This window comes from Halolamina litorea (assembly GCF_026616205.1).
Lineage (GTDB): Archaea > Halobacteriota > Halobacteria > Halobacteriales > Haloferacaceae > Halolamina > Halolamina litorea.
In genome coordinates, this window is record NZ_JANHGR010000003.1 from 187,802 (window position 1) to 199,998 (window position 12,197).

General features: G+C 68.3%; 15 protein-coding genes. 5 read left to right on the top strand and 10 right to left on the bottom strand.

Annotated features, from left to right (window positions below):
* Window positions 1-23: 23 nt before the first annotated feature.
* From NO998_RS15255 to NO998_RS15265, 3 genes are read right to left on the bottom strand one after another with little or no spacing between them, the layout of a single operon-like run.
* The gene (locus NO998_RS15255) at window positions 24-347 is read right to left on the bottom strand and encodes a holo-ACP synthase (RefSeq protein WP_267648150.1); all 324 of its coding nucleotides are present in this window, start codon (window positions 345-347) and stop codon (window positions 24-26) included.
* A gap of 4 nt (window positions 348-351) precedes the next feature.
* Window positions 352-1,536: an acetate/propionate family kinase gene (locus NO998_RS15260; protein ID WP_267648151.1), complete on the bottom strand. Its 1,185-nt coding sequence runs from the start codon at window positions 1,534-1,536 to the stop codon at window positions 352-354.
* The gene (locus tag NO998_RS15265; protein ID WP_267648152.1) at window positions 1,533-2,543 is read right to left on the bottom strand and encodes a phosphate acyltransferase; all 1,011 of its coding nucleotides are present in this window, start codon (window positions 2,541-2,543) and stop codon (window positions 1,533-1,535) included. The genes NO998_RS15260 and NO998_RS15265 overlap by 4 nt, the downstream gene beginning before the upstream one ends.
* Before the next feature lie 317 nt (window positions 2,544-2,860).
* Between NO998_RS15265 and NO998_RS15270 the strand changes: the two genes are divergently transcribed.
* Window positions 2,861-3,127: a hypothetical protein gene (locus NO998_RS15270; protein ID WP_267648153.1), complete on the top strand. Its 267-nt coding sequence runs from the start codon at window positions 2,861-2,863 to the stop codon at window positions 3,125-3,127.
* A 5-nt stretch (window positions 3,128-3,132) separates the two neighbouring features.
* Here NO998_RS15270 and NO998_RS15275 read toward each other — a convergent pair whose 3' ends face one another.
* The 3 genes from NO998_RS15275 to NO998_RS15285 form a co-directional block, all read right to left on the bottom strand.
* Window positions 3,133-4,146, bottom strand: coding sequence for a BtrH N-terminal domain-containing protein (locus NO998_RS15275; RefSeq protein ID WP_267648154.1), 1,014 nt, complete (start codon window positions 4,144-4,146; stop codon window positions 3,133-3,135).
* A gap of 121 nt (window positions 4,147-4,267) precedes the next feature.
* Window positions 4,268-5,482 (bottom strand): CBS domain-containing protein, encoded by a 1,215-nt coding sequence (locus NO998_RS15280; protein ID WP_267648155.1) that lies wholly within the window; start codon window positions 5,480-5,482, stop codon window positions 4,268-4,270.
* A 99-nt stretch (window positions 5,483-5,581) separates the two neighbouring features.
* On the bottom strand, window positions 5,582-5,848 hold the full coding sequence (locus NO998_RS15285) for an acyl carrier protein (RefSeq protein ID WP_267648156.1): 267 nt from the start codon (window positions 5,846-5,848) through the stop codon (window positions 5,582-5,584).
* Between the two features lie 235 nt (window positions 5,849-6,083).
* Between NO998_RS15285 and NO998_RS15290 the strand changes: the two genes are divergently transcribed.
* From NO998_RS15290 to NO998_RS15300, 3 genes are read left to right on the top strand one after another with little or no spacing between them, the layout of a single operon-like run.
* Window positions 6,084-7,661, top strand: coding sequence for a COG1361 family protein (locus NO998_RS15290; RefSeq protein ID WP_267648157.1), 1,578 nt, complete (start codon window positions 6,084-6,086; stop codon window positions 7,659-7,661).
* Window positions 7,658-8,380: an ABC transporter ATP-binding protein gene (locus NO998_RS15295; protein WP_267648158.1), complete on the top strand. Its 723-nt coding sequence runs from the start codon at window positions 7,658-7,660 to the stop codon at window positions 8,378-8,380. Before NO998_RS15290 ends, NO998_RS15295 begins: the two co-directional genes overlap by 4 nt.
* Window positions 8,373-9,587: an ABC transporter permease gene (locus NO998_RS15300; protein WP_267648159.1), complete on the top strand. Its 1,215-nt coding sequence runs from the start codon at window positions 8,373-8,375 to the stop codon at window positions 9,585-9,587. Before NO998_RS15295 ends, NO998_RS15300 begins: the two co-directional genes overlap by 8 nt.
* A gap of 84 nt (window positions 9,588-9,671) precedes the next feature.
* Here NO998_RS15300 and NO998_RS15305 read toward each other — a convergent pair whose 3' ends face one another.
* The 3 genes from NO998_RS15305 to NO998_RS15315 are packed head-to-tail and all read right to left on the bottom strand — an operon-like array spanning window position 9,672 to window position 11,276.
* A complete protein-coding gene (locus NO998_RS15305; protein WP_267648160.1) occupies window positions 9,672-10,523 on the bottom strand; it encodes an alpha/beta fold hydrolase in 852 nt (283 codons plus the stop codon).
* A 5-nt stretch (window positions 10,524-10,528) separates the two neighbouring features.
* Entirely contained in the window at window positions 10,529-10,927 is a 399-nt protein-coding gene (locus NO998_RS15310) for a hypothetical protein (protein WP_267648161.1), read from the bottom strand.
* Window positions 10,928-10,946: 19 nt separating this feature from the next.
* Window positions 10,947-11,276 carry a hypothetical protein gene (locus NO998_RS15315; protein ID WP_267648162.1) on the bottom strand — a complete coding sequence of 110 codons (330 nt, stop codon included), beginning with the start codon at window positions 11,274-11,276 and terminating at the stop codon, window positions 10,947-10,949.
* Window positions 11,277-11,353: 77 nt separating this feature from the next.
* Between NO998_RS15315 and NO998_RS15320 the strand changes: the two genes are divergently transcribed.
* Complete coding sequence (locus NO998_RS15320) at window positions 11,354-11,710, top strand: DUF8165 family protein (protein WP_267648163.1); 357 nt, start codon at window positions 11,354-11,356, stop codon at window positions 11,708-11,710.
* Between the two features lie 106 nt (window positions 11,711-11,816).
* Here NO998_RS15320 and NO998_RS15325 read toward each other — a convergent pair whose 3' ends face one another.
* Window positions 11,817-12,149: an ArsR/SmtB family transcription factor gene (locus NO998_RS15325; protein ID WP_267648164.1), complete on the bottom strand. Its 333-nt coding sequence runs from the start codon at window positions 12,147-12,149 to the stop codon at window positions 11,817-11,819.
* Window positions 12,150-12,197: the final 48 nt, after the last annotated feature.

Consider the following 12,197-nt stretch of genomic DNA (forward strand, 5'->3'; position numbering starts at 1 on the left):
CCTCCACGGATTCCGACCAACAATCACCGACGGAGGGCAACGGCGACAGCACACTCCGTTTCGAAAGCGAGGCTCAGCAGCAGTTTTTCGCCGTCCCGACACACCGCCCGCGGCTGGCCCCGCACGTCTCTGACGACTTCGACGTCGTCGCCGTCGGTCCAGCCCGTTCCGAGCGCTTTGAAGCTGGCTTCCTTCGCCGCGAACGTCACGGCGTACTGGGCAACGGTGGGGCTGTGAGACTCCGCGTACTCGATCTCCCGGTCGGTGAACGCCCGTCGCTTGAACGCCGGTGAGAGACAGCGTTCGGTCCGAGCCATCGAGACGACGTCGACGCCGATCCCACGCATGAACTCAGGCAGTGTCGGCGACCCTCGCCGTCTCTCGGGCGATCATCAGCTCCTCGTCGGTCGGGACGACCAGCACCGGTATCTCTGCGTCCGCCGTCGAGACGATCGCCCGCTCGCCGATCGCTGCCCGGTTCGCCTCGTCGTCCAGTTCCGTCCCGAGCCCCGGCGCCGTACAGACTCGCTTCCTGATCGTCGGCGCGTTCTCGCCGATGCCCGCCGTGAACACGAGCCCGTCGACGTCACCGAGGACCGCCGCGTATGCGCCGACGTACTTCACGATCCGGTAGACGAACACGTCGACGGCCAGCTCCGCCCGCTCGTCGCCCGCTCCCGCCGCTTCGAGTACCTCCCGGAGGTCGTCGCTCACACCCGAGAGGCCGGCGAAGCCGCTCTCGTGGTTGAGCACGTCGAACACTCTGTCGAGGTCCATCCCCACCTCGTCGACGAGGTACTGGACGACCGCCGGATCGAGGTCGCCGGCTCGCGTGGCCATGAGCAGCCCTTCGAGCGGCGAGAACCCCATCGAAGTGTCGACGGAACGGCCGTTCTCGATCGCGGCGACGCTGCAGCCCCCACCGAGGTGGCAGGTAATCAGGGTCGATTCCGAGAACGGTTGGTCGAGCATCGAGGCTGCCTCTTCGCCGACGTACTCGTGTGAGATGCCGTGGAAGCCGTACCGCCGGATCCGGTGGTCCTTGTAGTACTCGTTGGGAAGGCCGTACCGGTACGCTTTGGGCGGCATCGTTTCGTGGAACGCGGTGTCGAACACCGCCACGTGCGGCAGGTCGGGGAGGGCGGCCTCGGCGCCCTCTATCCCACGCAGGTTCGCCGGGTTGTGCAGCGGTGCGATCGAGGCGTAGCGTTCGATCGTCTTCACGACCGCAGAGTCGATCAGCTGTGGCTCTGATAAGGGCCCCCCGTGAACCACCCGATGGCCGACGGCTTCGATCTCCCCGGGCTCCTCAAGGGCGACGGCGTCTTCGCCGGTCAGCCGCGATAGCACCGCCTCGATCGCTGCCGTGTGGTCCGCGATGTCGGTCTCCTCCTCAGCGGTCTCACCGCCGACAGTCTGGCTGATGACCGTCTCGCCCTCGCCGACGTTCGTGACCGCCCCCTCCGCGACGGACATCTGGCCGTCGAACAGTTCGTACTTGACCGACGTGCTCCCGACGTTCAACACGAGGATCACGCCTGATCACCCACGGCGAGCGCAGCAGTAATCGTCGCCGCCCCGACGATGTCGTCGACGGACGCTCCCCGGGAGAGGTCGCTGATCGGCGCGGCAAACCCCTGCAGCACCGGGCCGTACGCGCTGGCCCCGGCGAGTTCCTGTGTGAGCTTGTAGCCGATGTTACCCGCGTCCAAATCGGGAAAGACCAGCGTGTTCGCCCGTCCCGAGACCGGGCCGATGTCGTCGAGTTTCCGTGCGGCGATCTCCGGGTTCAACGCGGCGTCGGCCTGTAGCTCACCATCAACGTAGCCGTTGTCAGTCCGATCGCGGGCGATCTCGGTCGCCTGCCGGACCTTGGTTACGTCCGGGTGGTCGGCGCTCCCTTTCGTCGAGAATGAGAGCATGGCGACGCGTGACTCCCACCCGAGCAGCGTCGCTGCGCTCTCACCGGTCGTTACCGCGATGTCGGCGAGCTCCTCGGCCGTGGGGTTCGCGTTCAGCGCCGCGTCGGCGAACACGAGCACGCCACCGTCGGGCGCCGCCATCACGAAGAAACTCGACGGGACCGAAACATCTGGCTTGAGCCCGATCACCTCCTTCCCCGCGGCGATGAGTTCGCCGGAGGTCCGGACACAGCCGCCAACTAAGCCATCGGCGTCACCGGTCCGCACCGCTAACCCCCCGAAGAACAGTTCGTTGCCGACGATCTTCAGCGCCGTCTCCATCGACACACCACGGATCTCGCCGTAGGCGGCGGCGTATCCCTCCCGATTGGCGGCCGTCGTCGGATCGATCACCTCGACACCGGATAGCGCGATCCCCTCCGCCTCGGCTGTGGCGTGGATGGCGTCGGCGTCGCCGAGGACTGTCGGCAGGGCCAGCCCACGGTCGTGCAGCGCCGCGGCGGCCCGGAGCACTCGCTCGTCCTCGCCCTCCGGGAACACCAGCCGCGTCCCCTGTCCGCTGACCCGCTCCGCGAACCCGTCGAGAACCGATCGCTCGGCCTGCGGCTCTGTCTCAGACATGCTCACCCGGCTGCCAGTCGCCGCGGTTCGCACGCCACGCTGGCGCTAAGTCGGCCGGTTCGTTTTCGGACGGTTCGTTCGTCAGCCGCGTCTGTCCCCCCAAAACTCGGGTCGGGGACACGGCGGGAAGCTCTCGGTCAGACATGGTGATCGCTTGCGGCCGCTCAACAGCCCCCGCACGGCGAACTGTGCGACCGTCGCTCGTCCCCTCATCACGGCGGTAACACATCGTAATGAGCTTCCTAGCCGCCGGCCGCACAGCTGGACTGTTCGTCACCGACTGAACCGAGATGGCGTTCGGGCGACGACTATGGCGTATGGCCATCCCCGACCCCGAACTGGTCGAACTGGAGGGCGAGTACTACCACGTCCGGTTCCGCGACCCCGACGAGTTCGACGAGATCCGGACCCCCGAGTGGGCGGCAGAAGCCGCCGACGAGGTCGAACCCGGGAGCAAGGTCCGCACCGGTCACCGCAAAGACAGCGACGACTGGGTGGTCCAGTCGGTGCTGGTCCCCGAGGCCGCCGGGAAGTCGAACGCGCGGTCTCAAGCTGAACAGATCATCGAGAAACTCGAAGAGTAGGCGGCTCACTCGCCGCGGTCGCCCAACTCCCGTCGTAGTGCCGAGAAGATCGACTCCTCCTGATCGGCGATGTCCGCGACGAAGGTGGCGGTCTCCTCGAAGCTCCCCGGTTGGGGGTTCTCGCGGTCGTCGATCTCGGCGAGGTGTTCGGCCACCGTTCGCCACTCCGACCCCACGTCGTCCATCCGATCGGCCAGTTCCCGAGGGAGCCCAGTTCGCTGACCCAGTTCGGCGAGTGACTCCGCGAAGAGCCCCCGATACGCGGTGCCCTCCCCGTGTTCGTCGATCGCTTGGCGAGCCGCTCGTACGGGCCGGGTCGAGTCCGAGCGGTCGCCCCACGTCCCGAGGTAGTCCGCGAACGAGCGTAGTGCCGGGAGCCCCTCCTCACCCGGCCCTCGGGCGTCTCGCTTGACTTCGAGCGGGGCGAGCATGTACGTCGCCGCCTGTCGGAGGCCGGCCGCGGCGGCGTCGTTGCCCTCCTCGCTCGCCCGTGCGTTCGTCACGACGAGGTACTCGTTCTCGATGGGGACGAACCGGTCGTGGCTCCACGCTTCCCGCAACGACTCGCGCGAGAGTTCCTGTAGCGACGGCACCGAGGCGTCAGAGAGCAGCACCGCCTCCTCGTCGTAGCCGACGACGGCGGCGGCGTGTGGCGGGACGTGCCCCGGCCCCTCGGCGAGGTAGTCCAGACTTCCCGGATCGAGGAACAGGATCGGCGGATCGTCGTCGTCGATGTGGCCCGTCACGTTCGCCCACGCGGTCTCGAAGTCGTCGCCCGCACGGAACGTGTGCGGGATTCCGAGCCGCTCGAAGAACGCCCGCTCCAGCCACAACGGACTGGTCCGGAACGTCACCCACGGCCGGTCGGGGTGTTCGTAGAGGACGAACGCCGGGCCGCCGCCGATACCGAAACACGCCGCCTCGGTGTAGTCCATCTCGTAATAGTCGGTAACGTTCCTGAGTGCCCCAGCGCCACAGTGGCTCCCGGGCTGGTGGTCGTAGCCATCGACGCGTTCCATAGCTGACACGGGTCGCTTTGGTGAGTTAACGGTCGGGTTGGTGCACAGCAACCGGCGGCGGCTCGCCGCGACTGCCGCCGTCATCGGTGCCCCTGCCACCGCCGCCCCATCCCCGCGCCGATCACTCCTCGAGCAGCCAGCCGAACCGTTTCTCCCAGAACTCCTCGTCGGGGTGTTTCTTGCTTCGGCCGTACGTTTTCCGTTCGCGGATCTGCCGTTCGAGCACGTCACGTGCCTCGTTGAGCGCGTGGTTCGCACCGTACCCCTCCCCGGAGGCGATATACTGCCCGCGGTCGGTGTGTAAGCGGATGCTGGCACGCAACAGCGGCGTCCCACGGAACTTCTCGTCGTGTTTGTGGAAGTGGATCCGGGCGTCTAGGACGGCCATCCCGCCGTCGCGGTCGTCGAACTTCTCGACCATCTCGACGATTTCCTCGTACTGGATATCGTCGATCAGGTCGGAGCCGTAGAGTTGGACCGAGCGGCTCCCGCCGGCTTCCCACGTGAGCGCGTCGAGCACGTCGGTCTTGGTGACGATCCCGAAGGGATCCCCGTTCCGCGTGACGACCAGCGATGAGGCGTCGACGGCGAACATCTCCTCGACGGCCGTTTCGAGGGTCGCCTCGGGGTCGATCGTCCGAACCGGCGTGGTCATCACGTCCCGAACCGGCAGGTCGAGGACTCTGGCGAGCTCCCCCTCGCGGGCCCCGAACCCGCCGTGGGACCGCCCGCTCCCGGAGGACATGTCGCCGCCGTAGGAGTCGATACCGCTCGGCCTCCCGCCTTTGCTCCCCTGTTCCGGGCGGACGGTGAGGTCGATCACGTCGTAGAGGCTCAGGATCCCGACCGCGTCCCCGTCCTCGACGACCGGGAGGTGGCTGATCCGGTGGTCCCGGAGGACGTGGAGGGCCTCGCCGAACGTTGAACCGGGGTCGAGGACGACGAGGTCGTCGCTGTGGGCTTCGGCGACGGTCGCGGCGTCGAGGAACGGCTTGACCGCCTCGAGGACGCCGTCGACGGTGACGACGCCGCTGAGTTCGCGGCCGTCGAACACCGGCAGCAGCCCGGAGTCGCTGTCGATCATGAGTTGGGCGACTTTCCGTACGTCCTCGTCGGGGGCAAGCCGGGGGACGTGCCACGTCAGCGAGCCGATCTTCTCGTCGGGCTGGTGGTGTGAGGTGGCGAGCTGCTTTCTCGTGACGACCCCCTCGAACTCGTCGCCGTGGACGACGACGCCTTTGACGGCGGCGTCCTCGAACGCCCCGGTGAGCTTCGAAACGCGGGTGTCGGGCGAGAACGATACGTACTCCTCGGAGACGATATCGGCGATATCCATAGCTATGAGTGCTCCGCAGTCCGGTCGCTGTTCGGTCGGTGGTTCCCAGTCCGGCCGCCCCTACCGCGGGACACGGACCTCCCGGCGAGGCGTCGACGCTCAGGCGTCACGAGCGTCGAGTTCCTGGCTGATCCAGTCGGATGCCTCCCCGACAGTCTCGTTTCGCCGCACGTCCGCCGCGGAGATCGGGAAGCCGAACTCCCCTTCCAGGGCGGCCAGCAGCGCGATGATGTCCATCGATTTCGCGTTGAGGTCGCCCACGAACTCGGTGCTCCGAGTAATGCTCTCGGCATCCTCGTTGAACACGTCCGCGACGATGGTGGTGACGCGCTCATCGATGTCGATCGCTTCGTTTGGTTCCTTCATCAGTGGTGTTCCCGACACTGGGTCAGGTCGCGTATCGAGGCCGCGCCCGAAAGTAATGAACACCCTACGGGTTCCTCCGCCCCTATCCCGGCGTATCGGGTCTGGGCGGACTGCCACGCCCACCCCACTCTCCGACATGATTCGCCCCACCGTTTCCATCGACCGAACTGACTGGCCGCTCTCGCGCACGCGCGGGAAGGACTCATAGGTGTCCGACCCGTACCTGTTCTAACCGATGCTACGTACTCGCGGCGCTGCCCTCGTGATCGCCGTTCTCCTCGTGATCGCCGGCCTCCCGGGACTCACCGCCGGGGCGATCCCGGACAACCGCGTGACGATCACCGACACGACGGTCTCCCCGGGGACGCCGACTGCCGGCGCCCCGACGACCGTCTCCGCAACCGTCCGGCTCTCGGCTGGAAGCGCCTCGGCAGCGACACTCGAACGCGTCGAGGTCGTCGACGGCAACGAGACTCTGGGCGCCGCGACCGGTCTCGGCTCGCTCACGCCCGGCGAGACGCTCTCCGTGCCGGTGACTGTGCGCTTCGACGAGCCCGGGTCGAAGAACCTCACCGTCCTTGCGACAGTTAGCGACGTCAACGACACGCTGACGACTGTCCGCCGGCCGCTCTCGTTGGTCGTCGAGTCCGGGGTGCCACAGGTGGAGACCGACCTCGGACGGCTCGTCGCCGGCGTCGACTCCCCGGGCGCCGTCGTTGTCTCGAACCCGACGACGGCGGCGATCCGGAACGTCTCGGTCGAACTCTCCGGCATCGACGGCGAGCGCACCCGGCGAACCATCCCGACCCTCGGCGCGGGGGCGACCCAGACGCTGAACTTCAGCTTCCACCCGACCGCCGAGGGCACCCGTAACGTCACGGTCGACGTGGCGTACACCACCGCCGTCGGCACGCGCGCCGCGGAACGCGTGGAGCGCTCCGTCGAGGTCGTCCCGCTTTCGGAGGACGTTGGCGTCCGCGTCGAGCGCTCGGCGGCCGACCAACAGCCGGCGGCTGACGGCGGCGGTGGCGGCGGCCTCGCCGGCCTCGCCAGCGCCCTCGGCGGCGGCAACACCCTTCAGCCGAACGACGGCAGCGACGACGGCCAAGACACGACTGGCGTGGCCGTGACGGTGACGAACTTCGGGAACGCGCCGATCCGGGACGCCGTCGTCGTCCCGCAGCTCGCGAACGGGAGCATGGTCCCCGAGTTGGGTCGCATCGCTGTCGCCGACAGCATCGCCCCCGGGGAGAGTGCGAGCGTGTCGGTCGACCTTTCGGACGTTCGGGCCTCGACGCTCCGATTCGCCGTCGAGTACGACCTCGGCGACGAGTCCCGGGAGGTCGCCCGGCCGTACGACCTCGACCGCAGCACCGGCGCCGTCTCGATCACCGGGCTGAACCTCAGCGTGGACGGCGACGAACTCCGGATCGCTGGCAACCTCGGCAACGTCGGCGACGGCGAGATCCGCGGCGTCGTCGTCGGCGTCGGCGGGAACGAGTATGTCGTGCCGACCTACCCTGGCCGGGACCAGTTCATCGGGACCGTCGGTCCGAGTGAGTTCGCGCCGTTCGAACTGACCGCGGAGATCGACGCGGGGAACGCGACCAACGTCCCGGTCGAAGTGGCCTACACGACCGCCGGGGAGCGCCGGACGACGACGATCGACGCGGTCCCGCCAGCCCAGCCCGACGAACCCGAAACCGGGCTCCTCGGCGGGTTCCGCGCGCTCGACGGCGGGCTCGCCGGCCTCGGCCTCGGCGTCCTCGTGACCGTGCCGCTGGTCGTCTTCGGCGTTCGGCGATACCGATGAGCAAGCACGTCCGCGAGGGTGACGCGACTGACGGGGCCGATCGGGGCCCCGTGGCCGACCCGCCGCCGCTCAGACTCGACGGCGTCACCAAGCAGTACGAGGGTGGCGGGGGCACCGTCACCGCACTCAACGACGTGGACTTCACCGTCGAACGAGGCGAGGTCACGGCGGTCATGGGCCCCTCCGGGTCGGGGAAGTCGACGATGCTGAACATGCTCGGGCTGCTTGACGACCCGACGACCGGCAGCGTCGAACTGCTCGGCGAGCCGGTCGCGGGCCTCTCGGCGGCCGAGCGAACCGACGTGCGCCGCGAGCGCGTCGGCTTCGTCTTTCAGGACTTCCACCTGATCCCGACGCTGTCTGCCGTCGAGAACGTCCGGTTGCCGACGCGCTTCCTCGACGACGACTACACCGAGCGCGCGGTCGACCTGCTCACCCGCGTCGGGCTCGGGGACCGACTCCAGCACACGCCTGACGAGCTCTCCGGCGGGCAGAAACAGCGCGTGGCCATCGCCCGCTCGCTGATCAACGAGCCCGACGTGTTGCTCGCCGACGAGCCGACGGGCAACCTCGACCGGGACACCGGCGAGGCCGTGCTCGCCGAGATCAACGTCATCGCCGCGGGCGGCGTCGGCGTCGTCGCCGTCACTCACGACGACCTCGTCGGCGAATACGCCGACCGGACCGTGGAACTGGTCGACGGGGTGCTCCGTGGCTGAACTCGACGGCTCCGGCGACGCCATCGCCGGGACCGGGGGGACTGCTGAGTCCGCGAACGCCGCCGTCGACTCAGGTCTCACGAAGCGTCTCGCACGGCGGTTCCCCGCCGCTTCGCTGGCGATCCGGAACCTCTCGCGCCAGCGGCTCAGAGCGGGGTTGGCGGCGCTCGGTATCGTCATCGGTGTCTTCGCCGTCGTCACGCTCGGGATGCTCGGCACGGCGCTCCAGACCGCTGCACTGGCCGAACTCGGCGGGCTCGGGAACCAGGTCATCGTCAGCCCGGCCGACGGGGGCGACGCCCTCGGCCCGCGCGAACTCGCCGCGATCGAACAGGCCGCCGCCGGCGGGGGGACCGTCGTTCCGCTGAAGTCCGGCGGCGGGGCCGTCTCCGGCCCTGACGGCCAGTCTTTCGCCCAACTCTATGGCACCAGCCAGCCAGCGGCCCTGTTCGGCGTCGGCGGCGTCCCCGACTACCTCCGGCAGGGCGCCGTCGTCGGCGACGACCTCGCCGAGGGGTTGGGCGCCCGAGTCGGCTCGACCATCGAGATCGAGGGGAACCGCTACCGGGTCGTCGCTGTGATCGATTCCGAGGGGACGTTCTCGCCGATCAGGCCCGAGTCAGCGGTCGTGCTCCCGCCCGGGGAGTTCGTGACCGACGATTACACGCAGGTCGTCGTGCAGGCCGACTCCGCCGACGACGCCCGGGCCATCGCCGACGGCGTCCGCGACCGCCTGAACGCGGGCGAGGAGCGTGTCTCCGTGCTCTCGTTGACCAGCGTGCTCTCCCGGATCACGGAGTTCTTCGCCCTACTCAACGGCTTCCTGCTCGCGGTGGCGGGCATCTCGCTGGTCGTCGCCGGCGTCTCCATCTTCAACGTTATGCTGATGACGGTCTCCGAGCGCCGCGGCGAGATCGGTGTGCTGCGAGCCGTCGGCATCCACCGCACCGAGGTGCTCCGGACGCTGCTGGTCGAGGCGACGCTGCTCGGCGTCGGCGGCGGCGCCCTCGGGACCGTCCTCGGTGCGGGCGTCGTTGTCGGCATCGCCCTCAACACGCGGCTGCCGCTCGACGCGGTGTTCGTGCCCACCAACGGTCTCGTCGCGCTCGGTGCGTTCGGATTCGGCGTGCTGATCGCCCTTGTTGGCGGGCTCTACCCGGCCTACCGCGCCGCGTGGGAGCCGCCGGTGGAGTCCCTCCGGGGCTGAAACAGTAGCTCCCCGTCCCGACCCCCCGGGTATGTCCGCAATTCACCCCGGGTACGTCACCAATTCGGTGATTCCGATCGATCCTCACTCCAGAAACTCCCCGATCAGAGAAACCACGTCCTCAGGCCGCTCACGCGGCGGCCAGTGGCCACAGTCGGGCAGGATCCTCACTTCCGCGTCGGGCATCAGCGTCCCGGCACGAACGGCCCACTCGACGGGAACGAGTGGGTCAGCCTCCCCGTGGATCACGAGCGTCGGGACCGACAGGTCTGGGAGGCGGTCGACGTAGTTCGTCCGCAGTCCGTTGGGGCCGACCTCGGCCCGCTGGAAGCGCCTGAACGTCCGGCCGGCGCCGGGCCGCTGGATCGCGGCCACGGCCTCATCGACCAGCCTCTCGGTCACGGCGTCAGCGTCGCCGACGATGGCCCGCAGGCTCAGCGCCACGAGCCACCGGCTCCGGCGGAGCATTCCCCACGTCAGTTCGGCGACGTACGGCAACCGGGTGAAGTAGTAGCCGAGCGATCCGCCGGGGACGCGCCCGCCGAGACCGTAGCTGTCGATCAGTACGAGCCGCGAGACACGCTCCGGGTGGCCGAGGGCGTAGCCCAGCGCCGCCCCGCCGCCCATCGACACCCCTGCGAGGGCCGGGGCGTCGAGGTCGAGTTCGTCGATCAGGTCGGCCAGCATGTGGCAGTAGTACGCCGTGGTCGGGGAGTCCGTCGGATCGTCACTTGCCCCGTAGCCGGGCCAGTCGGGCGCGTAGACGGTGAAGCGATCGCTTAGCAGGGGGAACAGCTCCCGCCACGACAGCGTCGCCGAGTCGAGACCGCCCCCGTGGAGGAGCACCAGCGGCGGTCCTTCGCCGGCGACGAAACAGCGGACGCCCGTCCCGTCGACGACGAGGCGTTCAACCCGAGCCGACTCAAACGCCTCCATCCCGATTAGGCCTGCAAAAGTTCCCCGATCGTTCGGTAGGTCGCTTCGAGATCAGTGATCGTCCGCCCCGTCTCGCCGATGCCGCGGTTCGTGTTCTCGATGATCGGCGTCGAGTGGGCCACATCGTTCCGGAGGTCGACCACGTCGGCGAGCGCGCTCCCGGCCTCGTGATCCGCCTCAAAGCCATACCGGCGCCAGCAGTCCTCCCTCGACGTGATCACGGTCACCAGCGTCGAGAACTGGGCGTAGTGGACCGGGTCGAGCGCGACCTCGGCCTTCCGGGCCTCGGTCTCCCGGTCCCGGATGTCGTCGATGACCGACGGCGGGATCGGGGCCGTCTCCATCCAGTCGGGGGCGTGGGTCGTGATGCAGTCACGGAACGAGGTTTCGAGGCGCGAGAGCAACGAGTGAACTGCCTCGGGGTCAAGCCCCGAGGCACTCTGCCTTGACCGCTGTAGAACGGGACTCGTACAGCGCCGACAACAGCCGCTCGAAACCGGTGTCCGGGCTCATTATCACGCCCACGTCGAGCGGGTGGCACAGTTCGGCGACCGGCCGGTCGTCGTCGCCGACGCCGTCGAGCAGGTCGTCAGTCACGTAGCCCATCGGCTCGTCCCCGTCGTACACCGGCGCCGTGTCGAAGTCCCTCGATTCGAGCCACGCCGCGACCGACTTGACCGATTCGCTCGCGTACTGTCCCGCCGGATCGGGGGTCGCGATCGCTCCTGCCGTACAGGTCGAAGACCCGCGCATAGTCACGAACTGTCACAGCGGCGTGAAGAGTGTACCCCTCACTCTTATTAGTTAGAAGCATAACTGAGCAACTGGAAATGCGCAGTAAGAATACACACGTCCGATACGACGCCGTCCCGTACGGGGAGGTGGCTCACCTGCTCAGCGATTCCCTTCCGGGCACCGCGACCGTCCACCGGCACGAGGCCGCGGTGGACGCCCTCCGCCGGGCCGACGACGGGGCCGTTTTGGCCGCGGCTCCGACGGGGATGGCCGTCGGCGTCCGCTTGGCGTCGATACCGCTCACGGTCGTGGAGCTGTCGGCGGTTCCCGCCGAGGCGCTCACGGGCGTCGAGTCGGCCGATCGACCCATTGCGGCCTACGAACTCCTCGCGTTCGGGCAGTTCCCCGAGCGGGCGAACCGCTCGCTCCGGGAGTTCGCTTCGTCACCGTAGCGACCCACTGTGGATCCGCCACTCCGGGCGCTCGCCGACGCGTTCGGCCCGCAGCTGAGGTCGCCATCGCCGGTTTGGAGGCGTGCCGAGCCGAGAAAAACACCGTTCAGCGCCGTTCGAGCGGTTCGGGGGCGCCCTCGTCGCTCTGAAAGACGCGGACGTCGTACTCCTCGTCCTCTAGGGAGACGACCGTGCCCCCGAAGTCCGAGCGGTACTCGCTGTAGTGGTTCCCGTCGTCGGCCACGAAGGTCCGCTCGTCAACGAGCCCGTGTCCCCGGAGTTCTTCGATCCGCCGATAGATCGTCGCCCGAGAGAAGTCCAAGCGCTCTGTCAGCTCCTTCACCGAAGCGGGTCGTTGGGCAACTTCGGCCAGGATTCGCCGTGCCCGGCCGTCTCCGAGGGTGTCGAGCAGTTTTTCCTCCGACTGACCTCTGCCCATAAAGTTAGCAAATAGTACCTGACTACTTATGCTTTCTCAAACTCCGAG